This window comes from Paenibacillus nanensis (assembly GCF_003583765.1).
GTDB lineage: Bacteria > Bacillota > Bacilli > Paenibacillales > Paenibacillaceae > Pristimantibacillus > Pristimantibacillus nanensis.
In genome coordinates, this window is the sequence record NZ_QXQA01000006.1 from 14,049 (window position 1) to 33,865 (window position 19,817).

A 19,817-nucleotide genomic window follows, 5' to 3' on the forward strand; every position below is an offset into this window, starting at 1 on the left:
GTGAATGATCCTGATTATCCTGGACCGCAACTACCGTTACCGCTCTTTCGGACTCAGCATCGAGAGCGAGTTTCAATTGCCCGAGCTATCCTTTTCTGAACACGAGTTGGAGGAGGAGCAGCCGGGTTTGACAATCGCCGGAGCCGACCTCATGGAAACATGGGACAGCTTGAATCCAGTTGGCGCGCATCTGGCAATCGAAGGCGAGACCGTCTATGTGCGGGTACCGGACACCGGGATATTTGCGATGGAGAACGGACAATCCATTCTCGTATCGCTGTTCCCCGAAGCCAATATGGATAAGGTCAGGCTGTATCTGCTTGGATCATGCATGGGCGTCATTCTGATGCAAAGACGTATCTTGCCGCTGCATGGCAGCGCCATCGCAATTAACGGCAAGGCGTACGCTATCGTCGGCCACTCAGGCGCGGGCAAAACAACGCTGTCGACCTATTTGCTCGAACAGGGATATCAGCTGCTGAGCGATGATCTTATCGCGGTAACGCTGGACCAGGATGACAATCCGATTGTCACGCCCTCCTACCCGCAGCAGAAAATTTGGCAGGAAACCATCGACCTGCTCGGCATGAAGCCGGAACGGTTAAAACCGCTTTTTGAAAGAGAAACCAAATTTGCCGTGCCCGTCTCGGACCGTTTCCACAGCAGTCCGCTCCCGCTGGCCGGCGTCTATGAGCTCATTAAAGTCGAACAAGGCGCAGCGCTCCAGCCCGTCGAAGGCCTGGAGAGATTTCATACGCTGCTTCAACATACATTCCGCGGATTTCTAATCGAGCGGCTGGGCCTGATGGATTGGCATTTCGGCTTCCTTGCTCGTTTCGTGAACCGTATTCAAATGCACAGGCTGTGCCGCCCTCAAGCTCCTTCGAGCGTACAGGAGCTGGCGGAGCTGCTCATTCAAACCACGGCAAAGGAGAATCGCCATATATGAATTCGATCGATCAATTAGGCCTCTCAGATGTTATCAGCTCAAGCAAGGAAAACATCGTAAGCGACATGGGCGGCGAAAAAGTGATGTTAAGCGTAAAAAACGGCAATTATTATAATCTTGGTCATATCGGGGGACAAATCTGGGACCTGATCGCGGAGCCGATTTCCGTTGACGAGCTGGTCCAGAAGCTGCTGCTGGAATTTGAAGTAGAGCGCGCGGAATGCGAGCAGCATGTCTTTTCCTTTCTAGAACATTTGCGGAAGGAAGGTTTACTTGTTATTCATGCGCAAAATAAGGGCATTGCTTAAGCTGGACCGGCATTCGCTGTTCCTTTATGTAGAGGCCATGTACTATTTGGGGCTGGCGCGAATCCAGCTCTATCGGCCGTTCATCAAGGTTGCGCCTTCCCTAGGGGAACGTATGGAAGTGACGGAGGAGGATTGCGCCTCCCTGCCTACGCGGCGAACCATCAAACAAATCGCGAGCGCGGTTGATGTGATGAGCCGGTATACCGTTTGGGAAAGCAAATGTCTCGTAAGAGCGATCGCGAATATGAAGATGCTGGAGAGAAGAAGCATTCCTAGCACTCTCTATTTAGGAACAGGCAAAGACGAGCACGGGAAGATGATTGCGCATGCTTGGCTTCGCAGCGGTCCGATCTATTTGAGCGGCGCCGATGTCATGAACAACTTTATCGTCGTCGAGACGTTCGCCAACAAAGCGAATGCAAAAGGAAGACTCGTCTTCGGGAGGAGAGCCGTATGAATGCTGTCTTGCATTTTATTAAGGAAATGCATCGCGTAACGGGCGCCGCGCTTTACCGCAATTTATTCGGCATGGTCACAAGCAGCTTCCTGGAGAGCATAGGGGTTCTGCTGCTCGTCCCTCTCCTAGGACTTCTCGGACTTGTAAGTCTTGAAGTCGGAGGCGGTTATTTCGCTTGGGCGGCAGAGCTGCTGCAAGGCTTCTCGCCAATGACCGGGCTTTGTATCGTGCTTGGCATCTATGCGGTCACTACGATCGGGCATAACCTTATACAGCGCCATGTTACGATCCGCAGCGTCGAGCTGCAGGGCCAATTCGCCAGGAAGCTTAGGCTTGACGCCTACCGTGAGCTTCTTCAGGCGAACTGGCCCTTCTTCCTGCGCAAGCGCGGCTCAGATCTCGTCAATACGTTGACAATTGAGCTTTCCCGCGTGCTAGGCGCAATCAACACATTCCTCCAGCTCGTCGCATCGGTCATCTTTACCGTCATCCAAATCGCCATCGCCTTCTGGCTGTCGCCGAGCCTTACGCTCTTCGTCCTTATTTGCGGATCGATTCTTGCATTCGCTTCCAGAAGGTTCATCCGGAGAGCCAAGCAGCTGGGCAGCCAAACATCCCAGCACGCTCAAAACTATATGGCCGGCATTACGGACCAGATCAATGGCATGAAGGATATAAAAAGCAATACGATGGAATTAACGAGAATGGAGTGGCTGGAGGAACTGACACGGAATATGTTCCGCGAGCAAGTTGATTACATCAAGCTCCGAATGAACTCGCAGTTTGTCTATAAAACATCCTCCACCCTGCTTATCGCCGCTTTTATTCTCGTCTGCTTCGCATTGTTTCAGACACAGGGCATTCAGCTTCTTACGATTACGGTTATTTTCGCGCGGCTATGGCCAAGGTTTACATCGATTCAAGCGAACCTGGAATCGCTGTCCTCGATGATTCCATCGTGCAGAGCCGTTCTAAAGTTTCGCGAGGAATGCGTCGAGGCCGCAGAAAAATCATTGACCGGTATGACGGAAACTCGCCGGCTTCCGATTCGTCATGAGATCGAATGCCGCAATCTAAGCTTCAAATACGACAAATCAGACAACCAATATAACCTGAAAAACATTCATTTACGGATCAAAGCGCATTCGACGACCGCGATCGCCGGCGCTTCCGGCGCGGGAAAAAGCACGCTGATTGACCTTATCATGGGACTGATGTATCCGGACGAAGGTCATATCGTCGTGGATGGAGAGCCGATCTCCGACCGGAATCTGCTCGCTTACCGCCGTTCGATCAGCTATGTGCCGCAGGATCCGTTTCTCTTCAACGCATCCATCAGGGAAAATATGGAGCTTATCGCTCCAGGGGCAACCGAGCAAGAAATATGGGAGGCGCTTGAGTTCGCTTCTTGCGCGGAATTTGTAAGAGGACTTCCTCAAGGCTTGGATACCGTTATCGGCGACCGGGGCGTCCGGTTATCGGGGGGCGAAAGGCAGCGTCTGGTGCTGGCGCGCGCTATTATCCGCAAGCCAAGTATTCTTGTTCTTGACGAAGCGACAAGCGCGCTGGATGCGGAGAACGAACGAAATATTCAAGAGGCCATTGACCGCCTGAAGGGCTCCATGACGATTATTATCGTCGCACACCGCCTATCGACATTGCGCGGCGCCGATCACGTATTTGTCATCGGAAATGGACAAATAACGGAGCAAGGCGGTTTCGAACAGCTCGCCGCCAATCAAGGGGGATATTTCGGACGATCGCTGCAGCTGCAGACGAGTCCGCATGCTTCTTCCTTCTAAACTTTCGGTCGTTTCCCAGCTTTATCTTCCGTTATGACGATTATTTCGTTATAATAGTGAAAACGCATCCTAGCAGTGACGGAGGAGTCTAGCATGATCGGAGAACGTATTCAGATGCTTCGCAAACGTAAGGGACTATCGCTCACCGAGCTGTCCCAGCGTGCTGGAGTCGCCAAGTCGTATTTAAGCTCCATCGAGAGGGGACTCCAGCAAAATCCTTCCATACAATTTCTTGAAAAGATTGGCGAGGTATTAAACGTTCCGGTTGAGGAATTTGTGAATAGCGACCAATCCGAGCGTCCCGCAACAGGACTGGACCGGGATTGGGAGGATCTGGTCAGGGAAGCGATGGCTTCTGGTGTCAGCAAGGAACAGTTTAAAGAATTTCTTGAGTTCAATAAATGGAAATCCGCCCGCGACTAGCGCTGTATACCCTTATACAGCGCTTTCCTGTATAATGGTTTTCCCTTCCTCTTGAAGGATTAGCAGAACCTTTCTCACTTCCTCCACTGTCAGCCCTTTATCACGCGCGCATAACATCAACTCTACCCACTCTTCATCTAGTTCTAACTGGCTGTTCGAAATGACCTGAATCATGCTTCATTTCCCCCAATTCTTCGGGGCCGGTTGCACCACTGACTCCATGCGTTTAAGGTGCCCAATTACTGAACGCATTTCGACGCCGCCCTTTTCCATTTTTTCCATCACATGATGTATCATATCCTATTCCAATTGCATATGCTGTCGGTTTCTGTCTCCAATTTTTGATAGATTATTTCTCAATTTGTCGAATCTGTTAAAAAGTCATTTTTGTGAACGCATTCACCAGTACCTTCTTAGGTAGACTTCGCAAATAGTCCTTTTTCCCTAATTGATAGAGGAATCGGCAATTCGAGCTTTGAATGGCGCGGATATAGGACGGCGCGAAGTGTCCGGCTGCCGACTCGTCTCCTATACACTCCCGAACCTCCGGACTCTCGCAATATTGCCGGATAATCCGAAGCCTCTCATCCTTCGAATACGAGCTTTCGAACAAGTTCTTCAGGCAAGTTTGCAGCGTATGAAGCAGCATCACCCTCGTTCCACTAGCGTGGTCGTTACGTTCCTCGTAATAATAGTCCGCGATGACCTCCTTCTGGATGCGGTAGCCGTTGATCATATCCGTGAATAGGCTTGGCAAGTAGCGGCTGGTAAAGCCTCCTGCGCGGTAATAATACAGCCTTTCGGGAAGCAGATGAACGGCTTGCGCCTTAAGGAACATCTCCACATTACAATAAAGATCATCGCCAAAAAACTGAATGCGCGCCAGATAGCCGCCGCTTGCAAGAAGCAAATCCCGTTTATATAGCTTTCCGTGGAATTGCGCGGGAAACGGGTGGCCGTGAAGGAAGGCGGGGACGATTTCAGACCGTATCTCATCCCCCGTTATCACTTTCTCCTCCTGGAAAAAATGATCCCCATACGACTTCCGAATCCAGCCTGAGCCGCCCAGTACGCGATACACATTGCTAACCGCTATATCGGCATTCGAGATTGCGGTTGCGCCGCTGAGTCTCTCGAGCATGCTGCGGTCAACCCAATCATCCGCATCCACAAAGGTTAGGAAAGGGGAATCAGACAGCTCAATCCCCTTTCGTCTGGCGGCAATGCTTCCCGACCGCGGCTGACTGTGGACACGGATACGGCTGTCCTCCCTCGAATAAGCCTCGCATATCCGGAGGCTGTCGTCGGTGGAGCCGTCATTGATGAGGAGCAGGCTCCAATCCTTATACGTCTGTGCCTGAATGGACCTAATGCAGCGGTGGAGCTTGCGGCCGGCGTTATATACCGGAACAATAACACCAATCTTGGTCACAGGCAGGCACCCCATTTCGATTAAGTTTGCGCCACGGGTTCCGGCGTTCTGTAGCCCCGGGGATTCATCGACTGCCAGCGCCACGAGTCCCTGCACATTTCCGCGATCCCCCGCTCCGCCCGCCAATTAAGCTCGGCGGCAGCCTTCGTTGTCTCCGCGTAGCAGACGGCTACGTCGCCCGGCCTCCTTCCAGTGATCCTATAAGGGATCGGACGGCCCGAAGCTTCCTGAAAAGCGGCGATCATCTCCAGCACGCTGTAACCGCGGCCCGTTCCCAAGTTATAAATATGTACGCCTGTGGCATGCTCCAGCTTAATGAGCGCCTTCAGATGTCCAAGCGCCAGATCGACGACATGAATGTAGTCCCGCACTCCGGTACCGTCTGCCGTCTCGTAGTCATCACCGTAGACGGACACCTCCGCCAGCCGTCCAACCGCCACTTGCGCGATATAAGGCACCAAATTGTTCGGAACGCCGTTCGGGTCCTCGCCAATCCTTCCGCTTTCATGCGCGCCAACCGGATTGAAATAACGCAAGATCGCCACGCTCCAGCCGGGATTGGCATCAACCACATCCTGGAGCATCTGTTCGATCATCTGCTTCGTTCGCCCGTAAGGATTTACGGCGCCCACCGGCGCTCCTTCATCAATCGGCACTTGCTTCGGCAGGCCGTAAACCGTCGCCGAGGAGCTGAAAATAAGCCGCCTTACGCCGTTAGCCTCCATCACCTCGCAAAGCGTTGTGGTGCTCATCAAATTGTAATGGTAGTATTTAAGCGGATTTTGGACCGACTCCCCTACCGCCTTCAGCCCTGCGAAATGGATGACCGCGTCGATCTTATGCTCCTTGAATACATGGTCAAGCGATTCCCGGTCCATGAGATCAATAAAATAAGAAGCAAAGCGAATGTTCGTTATTTCAGACACGCGTTTCAACGCCTCCGGATGGCTGTTCGACAGATTGTCCACGACGACAATTTCAAAGCCCGCATTCAACAGCTCCACACAGGTATGGCTTCCAATGTAACCTGCTCCGCCCGTAACGAGAATGGCCATTTTCAAATCTCCTCCGTATCCTTTAGTGAGAACAAGACGTTCTTTATAAAGAACATTATACCAGAGGATTGGAAATTTGTCTGTAATAACGAACAAATTCTTACCCTTCGCAAATGAGAAAAAGTACCTTGAAAAAGAACGATGAACAGGTTATAGTTCTTTATATAGAACAACAATGGAGGTTGTATTTGTCGTGACCTTTAAAGAGTTGAAATACCACTGGTTTTCAGACCTTTACCGCTATGAAGAATCGATGAAGGTCAGCATGGCTAAAGTTTTTTATCGGCAATTTTTCTTTGCCGGGTATCATTTTATGTTTTGGCTTCGGCTTTGCAGCTACTTGAAACAGAAGGGGAAATTGTGCAGACCGCTCTACTTCCTGGCGCTCGTTATTCTGCAGCGTTATAAATACAAATACGGTATCGGGATCTCGCCAAGCACCAAAATCGGAAAAGGCTTCTACATCGGTCATTTCGGCGGAATTGTCGTGAACAGCAACGCGACAATAGGCGAGAATTGCGTCATTATGCAGGGCGTTACGATCGGGGCAAGCAATAGAGGTGCAACCAAAGGCGTTCCTACAATCGGGAACAACGTCTACATTGGCGCCGGAGCCAAAATTATCGGCAACGTCCGGGTCGGCAATTATGCCGCGATCGGAGCGAATGCCGTAGTGACGAAGGACGTGCCTGACCATGCCGTCGTCGGGGGGATTCCGGCTAAAATCATCTCGCTTGAAGGCTCCGAGGGCTACATCAGCTTCCCCTATCCTTCGGAGGTCCTTATGAAACAAGCAGGCCTTCTTCCCAAAACGAAAGAACAGTAAAAACTATTAAAGCGCCGGTTCTCGTCTAGGTCGAAGGCCGGCGTTTTTTAACACGGATAGATCGCTTCCGCCGTAACCTGTCTGATTCGATTAGACATCCGCACAAACGGATATATGCGGACTAGCATAGAATAAGTAGATACCAAACTAGAAGGTAGAGGTGATCGCATGGCTACAAGTCCGAACGGCTATATCACCATTAATGGGCAGCAAATTCAAATCTATGATGACACTGCCATTCAACAAGCGTTAAATACAATTCTGGATCCCGCAACGAACCAAATAAGACCAGCCGCGCTGCCGGAGGGGTATAGCCTCCCTGGGCCAACAGGTCCGGCAGGTCCGGCAGGGCCACCAGGACCGGCAGGGCCACCAGGACCGGCAGGGCCACCAGGACCGGCAGGGCCGCAAGGTCCGGCAGGACCACAAGGCGAGCAAGGTCCCCCCGGAACTGCGAGCGGAATAACGGCTAGAGTATACGTCATCGAGCTGTCCCGTTGGGGAATCGTAAGCGGAATTCCGGACAAACCTTATACAACGGAGGATTTCAATCAAGCGAATCAGAACGTGCTCGGAATAAATAACGCTCTTAAATGGGCCGTCGAAAACAATTTCGATTATATCATTTTACCAAAAAATCAGTATGCCATCTGCTATCCAAACCCGATTTTAATTGCCTATAATCACATCACTTTGGATTTCCACGGCTCAACCTTAAAAGTCATTTATGATTCCGACAGCAAATCCCCATTTGACCCGCGTCCCGGTGCAACGGATTATTTCAACTATCCCGGACCTTACTCCGGGACACCAGACGGTGTCAGCATCGTATTTCGCAACGCTAATCACTCGCATGTTAAAAACGCGATCCTCATCGGCTGCAAAGCCGATAGAAGCTTCTCGAACGCGGCTGAGGCAAAGATCGAATGGACGCACGGCATACAATTGGCAAGCGGCTCAGCCTACTGCAGCGTAAGCCACTGCACGATTAGCAGCTATATGGGAGACGGCGTTAACATTAACAGCACATCTCCTGCAGCACTCGCAGGCTTTTCGCTTGGCCTCACAGCGAACGAGATAGATCCCGTAACCGGCGCTCTCATTCCGAGCACGAATCAGACCATGGTTTCCAAGCTTATCGACCTCCCCTCTACGCCATATGACAGCATGTTGATTTCAGGCTTCGGCTATACGCGCGTCACGGCATTGAACCAAAAAGAAGTCGACGTTATTTATTACAACGCGAGCAACGGCTATTTAAGCCGTTATTCGAACAAAAAAATATATACCCCTATCTCCATTCCCCCAGATGCGCGCAAGTTTCGGCTGCTCTTCCGAAACGAGACGGACGCCGCGAAAAACATGCAATTTACGATACAATACGGACTATCCCCTCACCATAATACAATTGAGTTTAACGAAATTTACAATACGCACCGCGGGGGCATCCTGCTTGGAGGCAATTATAATATTATTCGTAATAACAGCATTCACGACGGAAACGGACTGTTGGACCGGAAGCCTCTCTTTCCTAGCACAACGCGGTATGGAATCAATCAAGAAGACGCATACGGTGATCATTCCATTGTTCGTGATAATCTGCTCTATAATTTGAATCACGGAATATTGCTGGGATGCTGGTCAGCCGATGTATATAACAATTTATTTTATAATCTTACCGGAAACGCCGTTAACTTATATGTCGTACAGTCTGTAACCGTGCGGCAAAACCAAATGTACCGCTGCCAAGCAGGCGTTGGCATCATGACTACGAATTTGCCTGGCGCCCACGTTGTCATCGAGAATAACAATATGGCCTACATTACGAATCAGACGATAAACGGCGTCGGCTATGAGGTCTATTTCGAACGAAACGTATTAATCGATGTCAATTCATTTTCGATGCCGGATGACGATAAGTACGTTTGCCGTGAAAATCGTTTTATTTGGACAGACAAGGTTGCCGGTATTCCCTTCTTTACTGTCAATAGAACCGAATACAGCGTCTTTATAGGCTTGGGTGTTCAGCGAGAAATCTATTCCCGGGTATATGAGCATATCGGCTCCATCTTCCAGAACATGCATCTAAGACTGGAGACAAGAAATCAATCGACGAAGACGGAATCCGTGACGTTAAGAGACTGTAATTTCTTTAACAGTCTTCTAAGCAACCGAATTTATGCGACGAAAAGCCGTCATGTATCGATTCAAACTTGCAAACTGGCGGATACAGTAGTAAAGATCGGAAATATAAATACGCCTGATTTTTCCGCCACAACGAGTATTTCAGACAGTAAAATCATCGCAACGACGGTGCCGTATATGATTCAGAACGAATCAAATACCGGCTACGGCTGGGTGGAAATGGATAGAAGCGTTATCGAAATCAACAATACAACCTTTAATTATTTCGTAACCAATGTGTATGCGGTCGCCAATACGGCAAGCATCATTCTAAAGAACAGTACCGTCTCTTATACGGGTACCTCTCCGTATCCATTGCCATCCTACTATGAGCAAAGCAAAAAAACAGCCATTCGAACATTCGTTAACTCTCGCAATCGGTTCGTAAATATTGTTCTTCCGCAAGGCGAGGCCGGACGTTATTTGGATTACGATCCTGCCGTAGAAGGACTGCAGCCACCGGTAACCGGCTATTGGTTCAGAGGCGACACCTACAAGCATGCAGCGCCGGCTCCCGGCGGTTATGCGGGATGGATTTGCATCTCTTCCGGGTATGCGAGCGCAGCTTCTTGGAAAGCCTCAACCGCTGTACGGATCGGCGACCAGATTCAAGTCAACGGCAGAGTCTATGAAGCAATGACTTCAGGAACGACTGGCGCCTCTCCGCCGGCGTGGCCAACTGCCCCCAATGCCACACAAACCGACAATACTGTAACATGGCGGGACATGGGCAGCCTTGCTCAATTTAGACGTTATGCTCCCATTAGCGAAAATTAATAAACGCCAGCACGAATAAGGCTGCCGCAAAGGGAATCTTTGCTGGCAGCCTTCTTATCTTTCATATAGGGTTAATTGCCGGACATCGTCTTTTTTTTCCGCAAGCTCAAATACATTACCTTCCGCAGTATAGTTAACGCCATCTCTTTGAAATATGTAAACTCTTTGTTTCTCCAGAAGATCAAAAGGTACAAACCATTAATAAGAATAATATTTATTGCGCCGTTTGCAACTAAAGCATAGATCGACGTTTCTTCTTTTATGTCATTTGTGATGATATGCGTAAGGAAAAACGGGATCAGCCCTATCGCCAAATATTTGAAGTACATTAAAAAATAAGCCCGTAACTTTTTTTTGAAGATATAGGTGTACACCATTTTCGGCTTCACCCAGAAAATAACGGCCAAATTACTGATTAGCGTACCAATAAATACGCCTGCGAGTCCGATCCAGTTTACTAATAGGATGGATGCCGCCAAGTTAATCAGGGCTTCATAGACAGGCGCATACCGGTCTTGATAATAAATTCCCCCGCTTTCCTTAAACCGCTCGACCGATGCGCGCATAAGGAAAAAGTAAAAATTAATAAGAATAATATTTAGAGACAGCGCATCCAGCTTTTGATCTGCTCCAAGCCAGATCGAAACAAATTGGCTTAACGTATTGTACAAAAAGATCGTAGCAAACGAAGCTAGCCAAAAGTTCAAAAAAAACAGCTTTTGATGCACTTTATACGCATCCTCTTCATTCCCCGTGGCTAGCAAATTGCCTACGCTTGCCGTAATCCCCGAGAAAGCGTGAGAGATTAAACCCTGAATCGATCCAATAACTAACATAAAGCTGTTATAGATCCCCACGACCGTTAAGTTAATGGTTGTCGAAATAATCAAATTGTCTGTGCCAAGAACAAGAACTCCTCCGATTTTATGAAAAAATAAAGCCTTAATATTTTTGAGCAGCGATTTTTTCTCATTCTCTTCGAGCACCCCGTCTTGCAGTTGCTGAACCCAAGCATATTTTTTATTGATATATCGATTCATAAATATGAAGTAAACTGCATTAATGACGATCTGAATAAGGAGATAAAGGTAAAAATCAGGATAAATAGTAAGCAGAAGGTAATGGAGTATGGCGATTATAAGCTTACTTGCAGTCATTGCAATAGAAATCTTATAACCGTCTTGAGCGACAGTTAACATGCACAACTTATAAGAGAAGAAATAGCTGATAAGGGTATTGATCAGAAACAAAATAAAGTACATCGCGGCATCAAGCAATTGGATCTCATCTTGAATAAAAAAACGTAAAAACGGGATTGTCGCCAGGCCTAATCCAAAAATGATTAAGCCGACTATATGGTAAAACCTTCGATAAAATTGTAAGTACCCAAGCATTCGCGGCTTATCGCCTTCTGCGAAAGGTTTATACAACGAGTAAATAATTGCGCTTCCTATTCCTAGCTCAACAATCGACAATACGCCTATAATACTGGTGTACAACGAGCTTAGTCCTAAGTAGTCGTTGCCAAGCGAGTCGAGCAGCGCCTTTCTAACAAAAAAGGCGGGCAGTGCGCCCAGTATAAAGGTAATGAAATTGACAACAACGTTTAAACTTGCTTTTTTCACCCTCAAGGTTGTGTCTCCGCTCCATCAATATTCGACTCAATGAGTTCGTATACTTTATGTATTTCGTTTTCCGTCCCTACATCTTCAATCTTCAAATGCTGAATAATCGAATCCCTCAAACCGGGGTCATCGATCAATTCGCGAATCCCTTCGTAAAGCGCTTCTCCGCTCATTTGCACGATCAGCCCGTTCCATCTATCCTTTATTTGATTGTGTACGACAGGGAAGTTTGTTGCGACAACAGGTTTTTGCAAGCAGCGCGCCTCGGCAATCGCCAGCCCGAAGCCTTCGAATCGTGACGGCTGCACATAAATATCGCTTTGCTTTAAAAAGGTGTATGGATTATGAAAGGTACCCAGCAGCTTCATATGTTCGTTCAAGCCATTCGACTTAATCGACCGTTCCAGCTCCTCTTTCAAAGGACCTTCGCCTATGATGTACCAAACAAACCGATACCCTTTTTCTTTCAGCCTGATGCACGCCTCGATGGCCAGGTCATATCCTTTGGATTCAACCAATCGGCCTATGGTCAGTATTCTTGTTCCGTCACAATCATGCTCGAAACCGCCCTTCTGGAGGGCCATGGCGGATATCATCGCCGTCGATACAATATCGTACACCACCTTGGTCTTCCCAGCCGCTTCCGGCATTTCGGCTGTAAACACCTCTTTGTTAACGTCAGACACTGCCACTATATTTTGAAACCGGGCATAAAACGGCGCATCAAACTTTTTATCATATTGGGCAGCTCTGTAATCCGTATTGATCCAGCAAAACTTTTTGGCTGCATGAACTTTCTCCGCAACAAAGTAAGTCGGAATGCCTTGGCTGTAAGCAATGGCCGCATCGTAAGTCGTATCCAGCTTTGCAATACGATCGGCCATCCATCTCCAGTTGATTTGAGCATGATGCTTTCGTTTTCTTTGAATATTCTGCCTATGCGCGATATAAAGCATCATTTTGTTAAACAGCGTTTTAAACTTTCGATCGGCAATCAGCTTTCGAATGCCTTCTTCGTAGCTTTTTACGGAATCTGGCACCTCCAGCAATCGCACCTGCTTTGGCAATAAAGGCAGATACAATCCCTGTTTCGAAAATAATAATAAGTCCACCTTATATTTCGAATAATCAAAGAGCGTCAGTAAGGAGATTAAGCTTTTTTCAGCGCCTCCGCTATTCAAAGAATCAATGACGAACAAGACTCTTTTCATGCTGAACCATTCCTTGTACGAGTAGTTGATCCAAATACGATTTGGATGACATCTTCTTTGTCTTAATCATTTCTTTCACAACGCTGTAGTCAATCTTCTTTAATAACTCCTCGGCCTTGTACTCATGATTCGTTAATCTGCTATTCAGGTTGAGGTCATCCAGCAAATCCCGCATGCGGGTATTGATGGCCTCCGTTCTATTCACAATAACAAAATCTTTCTCATAAATAAGGGAAAACACGGCTGCGTGGTAAGAGTTAGATACGACAAATTTTGCATCCCGGATAAGCGATATAAACGAATCGGGCCCGACATATCGAAACATCTTATCCGCGTATCTTTGCTTGCCCGGATTCACGCAATAAATCTTATAACCCGTAAGCTCCTTTAGCTCCAACGCAATTTTTTTGATTAGCTCGCTGTTATCAAAGTCATAAATGAGGATGTAATCCTCTTTATAACTGCCGCTGCTGATCTTGTCCCACTCTGTTTGATCCAGCAAAAAGACCGGATCCAGCACCGTGATTGCCCTATGTATCCCCAAATCCCTAAGGATTTTAACGCCGCTTTTTTCTCTTACCGCAACGCCGTCAAGCCGCTCGACTCTTTCTTTCACCACTTTTTTAAGGGGCTCCGCGATACTATCTGTCGCGAAGCTAGCCGCGTAGGAAGCTTTTATTTTTTGGGAAGGAGCAAAGTCGAGATAAAAGGCGGGATCTTTCCCGTTTTGATGCAGACTGTTCCAGATCTGGTCGCTGCCGCAAATATAGGCCTCGGCGGCCGGCGGTTTTTGTTTGAGTTCATCATTCGTTCGGTAGCAGGTGTCGGTTATGCTCAAATATTTTTTATCAAAGCGGTCGAACGCTTTTTTTCTGCGGAGCGAGATTAATCGTCCTGGTAATTTTAAAGTCAAATAGGTCCACTTTAATAACCTGTTTTTTTCCCATCTTGGGTTGGCAACGTTTGATAAACGATAATGATTGCTTAAGTACTCCGGCCTATAATCGATTATCTCGACATCATGACCCGAGTTTTTCAAATATTTCATTAAGCCGTATGCTTGGAGCGATGCCCCATGGTTGTATACGCGATGACATGTAATTGTGCATATTTTCATAAACCGATTTCACTCCTGTCTTTCAACCTAAACCGAAAAATGTTCATTATAACGAACGCAATTCCATTCTACCTCATCTTTAGCAATCCAGCAACCCTAGCCATTGTTTCTTAACATAATGGACGTTCTCTTCTTCCTTGAACGGCACAGTACAACAACACGATTGTTCTTTACAAAGAACTACATAGCACGAAATATCCGTCCATCCCGCCACAAGAAATAGAAGCCTCCCTCTTAAGCAGAAGAAGGCTTCACGCATTACCGTCTTATTCATTCACCGTTATATTGCCGTTCTGCGCATCGTTTTCTTTAAGGGCAAGCTTTGCGTTAACCAGCGTATTTCTCTCCACCGTGTAGGAAGGAGCACCGACACCGGCGTTAATCGTCGAAATTCCAATTGCCGGACGATTCGTCGCAATCGTATTTCTTCTAATTGCCGCTTTTAAAATATCATTCTTCTCGTTGGCTTTCCCGATCTCATTCAATCGAATAATGTCGATTTGTTCATTTTTTAGTTTGTGGGCAACAATGGCATTATCCTCCAGCAATACATTAGCCGCCGATTGAACGTGAATGGCAGTGGTATGGCCAAGCAGTTCAAATCTTGATTTTTTTATCGTCAAGTTCAGTTCCGGGTTATTCGCCACTAGGCCGTTAAAGGCGGTTGAACTGAAGGTAAACACGCAATTATTAAACGTATAAGCCCCGGCGTTGCTGACTCCGATCGCGCCTGAAGCTCCGCCTTCCGCTCCGGCAAACTCGCAATTATTATAAATCGCCGGAGGCAACGACAGCCCGTACGTGGAGTTATAGTCCGTTACTTTCAAGTTGTTAATTATACTTCCCGGCTCTATTCCACCCGTTACCGTACGCAATTTGGATTCACCGGAGATCGTAATGTTGTCTAGTCGTACCCGCTTACCTGTCAGTGAAAGTCCCGCTTCAAGCGATTTGTTCACGCTATGAATGGTAACATTGGACGCTTGCACGCCGAACGGCTCTATCGCGTCGATGTGCAACACAGAATCCACAAGCTTCATCCCGTCGATCCGGATATTGGTGCCGCTAAACGATGTCCGCGTCCCCTCGAGCCGATTATTGATAAAGGTTGCATCCCGATACACGTTTATTGTCGACCCGTCAAAAAAGTTGTTTTTTACAAGAGCGCCGGAAAATGGTTTTGAAATGGCGAGCCCTATTTTTCCTTTTGACGCCATTCTATTATTTTGTACGACCGCATTTTCTCCATCGTAAAGAATGACATCGTATGCGGCATTGTTGTGAAAGGAGTTATCCGAAATGATAATGTCCTTATTGTAAAAACCGTTTAAGTGGAATCCGCCCTCCACATCGATGCCGGACTGAGGCGCGGTGCCTTGCATGTGATGAAGCTCGTTTTTCTGAATAAGGACATGCTCCGCTCCGCCAACCGTAATGCCCTGCCTGCGGTTATACGCAAATTCCGAGTTTTGCACAAGCACATTCGTGCTTAAAACGCGGCTCCAGGTTTGGATATGGGCGCCGGCCGCATTCGATTTCGCAAAAACAAGATGGAAGGCGGCAGCTCCGTAAGGAATCGAAATTTCTTCTCGAACCTTAACGCCAGCAAGCTTCTTCAAAAATTTATTTTTATGATCATAGAAGTAGATATCAAATACTTCAGGGAGATTAATCGGATTAGACAGCTCGAACACACGTCTTTTATCAAGAATCTTGTTATCTAATAACAAAGGCTTCGCGGTACGGATCTTTTGTTTATCCGCCGCCGGTATTCCTTTATCATTGAATGTTCCCGACTCAAAATGATCTGCGTATATCCCATGCAGAGAAGTTCCGAATCCGCCAACTAATAAACCATCCCCGGTAAAATGCGTCGACGTTACTCCATCAATCGTGACAAAGTCTGCTCCTTCAATCGCGATGCCATACCCGCTTTCATGAGTGCCGAAGGACCCAGCATGATCTTTTTTGCTGTAGTCATGCTTATCTCTGTCCCCTTTATACACGCCGCCTCTAATCGTGACATGGTCTGCATCCGGACCAATATAGAGCAAATGATAATATTCCTTTCCATTCGGCTCCTTCTGAAGGATGGCAGTAGAGGGCAGATCAAATAACATATTGCCGACCATGTTAATTCGGCTGTCCTTGTCGATCAGATACGTGCCGGCCGGCAATGTAACGGCTGTTATGCCATTTTTGTGCGCCCATAGTAGAGCTTCGTTAATGCCTTTTGTCGTGCGGACCGGATCGGTGCCGTCGTTGCGAATCCCCCATTTATTCAGGTCAATGACATGGGGGGTTAATTGATATCTGTTTAAATCCGCCCCTGTAGGAAGCGTCTTTCCGATCGTATGAGTACCCTGTCCTGGAAGTATATTGCTCTCGGTATATGCTGTTTTCTCCGGCTGTAGCGATGCTCCTGCTTCGGTTGCCAGACGTAACGGCAGCTGCAGAATTGAAAGTTGAATACCAATCATCAAGGTCCAAATGATCCATTTCACTGCGATCGTAATCCTCCTCATATAACTTATAATCGTACCGAGACTTATTTGATCATTTACAGCAGCTATACAGGCAATATTAGAACGAATAAAGTCCCTTTCATGCGCGTAATGACGACTATAACTCATATAAGCCTGTTTTACGCAAAGGAATAATAACAGTCCCTCACTATGATTATTCTCCGAATGGAAAGAAGTGACGGATTATTAATCCTAACTATTGCAATGATTGGCTCACTGATTTATTCATCCATGTTTTCGTTCTATGTATAGAGACATAACTCAATAGTGAAAGCAGAACCGACAAGCAAACTACCGAAACGAAAGCTACAACTAAAAATACAACCGTACCCTGCGGCATCCCGAGCTCTCTGTACACAGCGCTTATGGCCGATAAGACGGCCGCATGAGACAGATAAATACCATAGGACAACTTCGACAATCTGAGCGTAAATGTTGCTGGCTGTCTTCCTTCAGGCCAAGCGCCTAGCAGCATCATAAAAAATAAACAGGAATAGAGGATAACACTAGGTCTGATGGAGGTGGTAGCTATTCCGACGCCTATTATCCCTTTTGTAAGGTACGTCTCTAGAAACAACCCGAATAAGGCAGCAAAATACAAAGGCAATATAAACGGTTTGTAATTCCGGATTATGGCGAGCTTCTTGCTGAAGTCTTCCGCGAACCATATTCCCAGTACAAAATAAACCAGCCAGTTAAGCGGGTTGAGGAGATTACCAAAAAGCGGTATTCCTGCATACGTGGCAATGAGCTGGCTCGCTGCGCTTAGGACTAAAGCTCCTAGCAATCCCAGCATTGTTGAACCGATTCGATATAGAACAGGATACAACAAGTAAAATAAAATGATTAAAGGCATGTAATAAAGATGGTAGTATGCTCCTCCTGTAACCAGTTCCTTTAAGAAGGTTAAAGGCACAAATGATTGATAAGACACGGCATGATACACAATACTCCACAGCACATAGAGTAAAAGAATTTTGGAGAGGCGTTTGTTCAGAAAAGCGAAATAGCCAAGCTTTGAATTGTCCGACAAAGATAGTCCGAGTCCCGATAAAAATAAAAAGGCCGGAACAGCAAATCGAAACGCTTGATTTAAAAACAGGACGATCCCTTCCGTCCACGTCCTTTCCGCTGCATCGGGCAACACCGTAGCTGTCACATGAATAACCAGCACCCCAATGATCGCAACGCTTCGCATGACATCTAACGCATAATAGCGATTTTTCATCTCACAGATCCTTTCGAGTAGGATTCAAGTGATTGTCTCTTCACGGTGTTAGCTTTATCCGATGCCTTTTCTACGATCTCATACAGCTTTTCTAACTCGCAGGAATTATCGTACGTTTGATTCGAGCAATTCATGGCTAATTCATGGAGCAGTGTTTTGTTCTGATATAACGTCTCGATGCCGGCTGCAATCCCTTCGGCAGACAGCTCGCAAATATAGCCGTCGACGCCATGCGTGACTTGGCTGGCAGCCGTCGCATAGCGGGTGATCATGACCGGCTTGCCCAATATTTGCGCTTCCGTGACGCTGACCGCTTTCCCCTCATACCGCGAGGGCTGCGCGAACAAATCGCAAGCCTTCATATAAGGATAAGGATTGTTCTTTTTACCGTGAAGAATAAAGCGGTCCTGCAGGCCGTGCTCATGAATAAGCGCTCTCAGCTCCGCCTCCATCCCGCCGAAGCCGATAACATGCCACTTCAAGTGTTGAAAGCCCCGATCCCTTAAGAGGCGCATCGCTTGAACAGCCATGTCAAAGCCTTTGACGTACGATAATCGGCCCACGGAAACGATATGGAAAAACGCCTTGTCGAACGAAAGCTCCGGCGGCTTCTCCTCCGCGCTTTCATGGATAAAGGAAGGCGACGTAATATTTTCGATCAGAACCAGCTTGCCGCGAAGCTCGGGATAGGTCTTGGAGAATGCCTCCGTGCAGGCATCCGATATCGAGACGATGCGGTCAAAGCTCTTCCACATCGCGCCGTCAACGCGGTTATCGATCTCCAGCTTACTGTAATCCGTATGGATCCAAGCCACCTTCTTATCCGCATGGACCCGCTTCATCACAAAGTCGTGCGGCCAGGCATAGCTGATCGCGGCATCGTAATGCTTCGATAGCGCCGGCATGAAGGGGGCTAAATATTTGGACACGAGCTGCAATTGAATGTACCCGTAGCCCTCCGGCAGCTTAAGCCGCTTGGCCCTTCCATACGAGAGCAGCTTGATCATCAGGCGCATGATGAAGGCGAACAGCTGCCCGTCCTTCAAGCATTGCATCATCGATTTGCGAAAAATTTTGTGCGTCTTGTTCTCTGGTAGTACGTTCGCCCGCTTCGGTATTTGGTTCATTAGATCGCCCTGATGAGAGAAGACGAGCACATCCACCTCGTAACGCTCATAGTCAAAGCTGTTCAGCATGTTGATCAAGCTGCGTTCGACGCCGCCAATCTCCATGTCGTAAACGGAAATCAGTATGCTCTTCTTCATTGCGCCGCTCCCGCCCGAAGAACCTCTTTTTTGCCAATCTCGAGCAAGCGGCTCTCTCTTTTATTCAAATAGACGGTGTGCGCGGGCACATGGCCTTTCACTACGCTGCCAGCCGCGATGACGGCATGGTCGCCGATGACGGTATCGCGCAGAATGACTACATTCGAGCCGATCCATACATGCTCTCCGATCGTCACCTGCCCGACAAGCAAATGCCCGCCTTCGCTGGATTTGTAGTTATGGTCATGATCGTTTATACAAACGTTCGGCGCAATTTTGGTATAGGCGCCTATAGTCGTTCGGCCGACGCAGTTGATATTGCAATTGTCGTTAATGAAGACGTGGTTCCCCAGCCTCAATTCGCCTTGATGGTCAACGCGAATGCTGGCGTTTTTTCGGATAAACACATATTTGCCGATTCGCATGCGGGCCTGCCTGCTCAGCAATTCCACCGTGCTGTTCGCCTGAATAAAAAAGACGGAGCTGTCCAGCCGCCGAAGATAGATCATCTTAAGGAGCAGTCCCCTTAAGAAGCCCGCAAGCTGCATTTTATTCAGCAATAGCATGCTGACCATGCCTCGCGATCGATATTGCTGCTTAAGCGCGCGAAGCATCTTGACGAAAAATGCCATG

The 19,817-nt window shown here is 47.7% G+C and carries 17 protein-coding genes and 1 riboswitch; of the genes, 7 read left to right on the forward strand and 10 right to left on the reverse strand.

The genetic code is table 11. The features are described from left to right. The first annotated feature begins 4 nt into the window (after window positions 1–4). The 5 genes from D3P08_RS11355 (at window position 5) to D3P08_RS11375 (ending at window position 3,939) form a co-directional block, all read left to right on the forward strand. On the forward strand, window positions 5–949 hold the full coding sequence (locus D3P08_RS11355; protein ID WP_119599825.1) for a phosphoenolpyruvate carboxykinase (ATP): 945 nt from the start codon (window positions 5–7) through the stop codon (window positions 947–949). After that, window positions 946–1,257, forward strand: a complete 312-nt coding sequence (locus D3P08_RS11360) for a lasso peptide biosynthesis PqqD family chaperone (RefSeq protein WP_119599826.1) — start codon at window positions 946–948, stop codon at window positions 1,255–1,257. Before D3P08_RS11355 ends, D3P08_RS11360 begins: the two co-directional genes overlap by 4 nt. Next, window positions 1,232–1,714, forward strand: coding sequence for a lasso peptide biosynthesis B2 protein (locus D3P08_RS11365; RefSeq protein WP_119599827.1), 483 nt, complete (start codon window positions 1,232–1,234; stop codon window positions 1,712–1,714). Before D3P08_RS11360 ends, D3P08_RS11365 begins: the two co-directional genes overlap by 26 nt. Further along, on the forward strand, window positions 1,711–3,516 hold the full coding sequence (locus D3P08_RS11370) for an ABC transporter ATP-binding protein (protein ID WP_119599828.1): 1,806 nt from the start codon (window positions 1,711–1,713) through the stop codon (window positions 3,514–3,516). The genes D3P08_RS11365 and D3P08_RS11370 overlap by 4 nt, the downstream gene beginning before the upstream one ends. Window positions 3,517–3,609: 93 nt before the next feature. Further along, a complete protein-coding gene (locus D3P08_RS11375; RefSeq protein ID WP_119599829.1) occupies window positions 3,610–3,939 on the forward strand; it encodes a helix-turn-helix domain-containing protein in 330 nt (109 codons plus the stop codon). Window positions 3,940–3,951: 12 nt separating this feature from the next. Here the strand turns inward: D3P08_RS11375 and sinI are convergent, their stop codons facing one another. The 3 genes from sinI to galE form a co-directional block, all read right to left on the reverse strand. After that, window positions 3,952–4,113: a DNA-binding anti-repressor SinI gene (sinI, locus tag D3P08_RS11380; protein WP_119599830.1), complete on the reverse strand. Its 162-nt coding sequence runs from the start codon at window positions 4,111–4,113 to the stop codon at window positions 3,952–3,954. A gap of 15 nt (window positions 4,114–4,128) precedes the next feature. Next, window positions 4,129–4,212, reverse strand: a riboswitch (cyclic di-GMP riboswitch). Window positions 4,213–4,312: 100 nt separating this feature from the next. Then, window positions 4,313–5,371 carry a glycosyltransferase family 2 protein gene (locus tag D3P08_RS11385; RefSeq protein ID WP_162848440.1) on the reverse strand — a complete coding sequence of 353 codons (1,059 nt, stop codon included), beginning with the start codon at window positions 5,369–5,371 and terminating at the stop codon, window positions 4,313–4,315. Window positions 5,372–5,391: 20 nt separating this feature from the next. Continuing rightward, window positions 5,392–6,426, reverse strand: a complete 1,035-nt coding sequence (gene galE, locus D3P08_RS11390; protein ID WP_119599832.1) for a UDP-glucose 4-epimerase GalE — start codon at window positions 6,424–6,426, stop codon at window positions 5,392–5,394. 193 nt (window positions 6,427–6,619) lie between these two features. Here galE and D3P08_RS27880 point away from each other — a divergent pair, with 193 nt between their 5' ends. Further along, window positions 6,620–7,252 carry a serine O-acetyltransferase gene (locus tag D3P08_RS27880; protein WP_276311151.1) on the forward strand — a complete coding sequence of 211 codons (633 nt, stop codon included), beginning with the start codon at window positions 6,620–6,622 and terminating at the stop codon, window positions 7,250–7,252. Window positions 7,253–7,420: 168 nt separating this feature from the next. Then, on the forward strand, window positions 7,421–10,213 hold the full coding sequence (locus tag D3P08_RS11405) for a right-handed parallel beta-helix repeat-containing protein (RefSeq protein WP_162848441.1): 2,793 nt from the start codon (window positions 7,421–7,423) through the stop codon (window positions 10,211–10,213). A 71-nt stretch (window positions 10,214–10,284) separates the two neighbouring features. On the opposite strand, the gene D3P08_RS11410 is transcribed toward D3P08_RS11405, so the two are convergent. The 7 genes from D3P08_RS11410 to D3P08_RS11440 all read right to left on the reverse strand — a co-directional run bounded on the left by D3P08_RS11410 (window position 10,285) and on the right by D3P08_RS11440 (window position 19,816). Further along, window positions 10,285–11,844, reverse strand: a complete 1,560-nt coding sequence (locus tag D3P08_RS11410; RefSeq protein WP_206098951.1) for a lipopolysaccharide biosynthesis protein — start codon at window positions 11,842–11,844, stop codon at window positions 10,285–10,287. Next, window positions 11,841–13,049, reverse strand: a complete 1,209-nt coding sequence (locus D3P08_RS11415) for a glycosyltransferase (RefSeq protein ID WP_119599835.1) — start codon at window positions 13,047–13,049, stop codon at window positions 11,841–11,843. The genes D3P08_RS11410 and D3P08_RS11415 overlap by 4 nt, the downstream gene beginning before the upstream one ends. Next, window positions 13,024–14,166 carry a polysaccharide pyruvyl transferase family protein gene (locus tag D3P08_RS11420; protein ID WP_119599836.1) on the reverse strand — a complete coding sequence of 381 codons (1,143 nt, stop codon included), beginning with the start codon at window positions 14,164–14,166 and terminating at the stop codon, window positions 13,024–13,026. The genes D3P08_RS11415 and D3P08_RS11420 overlap by 26 nt, the downstream gene beginning before the upstream one ends. A 266-nt stretch (window positions 14,167–14,432) precedes the next feature. Next, window positions 14,433–16,670: a right-handed parallel beta-helix repeat-containing protein gene (locus D3P08_RS11425; RefSeq protein ID WP_162848442.1), complete on the reverse strand. Its 2,238-nt coding sequence runs from the start codon at window positions 16,668–16,670 to the stop codon at window positions 14,433–14,435. A 217-nt stretch (window positions 16,671–16,887) separates the two neighbouring features. Then, window positions 16,888–17,919 carry an acyltransferase gene (locus D3P08_RS11430; protein ID WP_119599838.1) on the reverse strand — a complete coding sequence of 344 codons (1,032 nt, stop codon included), beginning with the start codon at window positions 17,917–17,919 and terminating at the stop codon, window positions 16,888–16,890. Next, window positions 17,916–19,184: a glycosyltransferase gene (locus D3P08_RS11435; RefSeq protein WP_119599839.1), complete on the reverse strand. Its 1,269-nt coding sequence runs from the start codon at window positions 19,182–19,184 to the stop codon at window positions 17,916–17,918. Before D3P08_RS11435 ends, D3P08_RS11430 begins: the two co-directional genes overlap by 4 nt. After that, on the reverse strand, window positions 19,181–19,816 hold the full coding sequence (locus D3P08_RS11440) for an acyltransferase (protein WP_240647446.1): 636 nt from the start codon (window positions 19,814–19,816) through the stop codon (window positions 19,181–19,183). Before D3P08_RS11440 ends, D3P08_RS11435 begins: the two co-directional genes overlap by 4 nt. Window position 19,817: the final 1 nt, after the last annotated feature.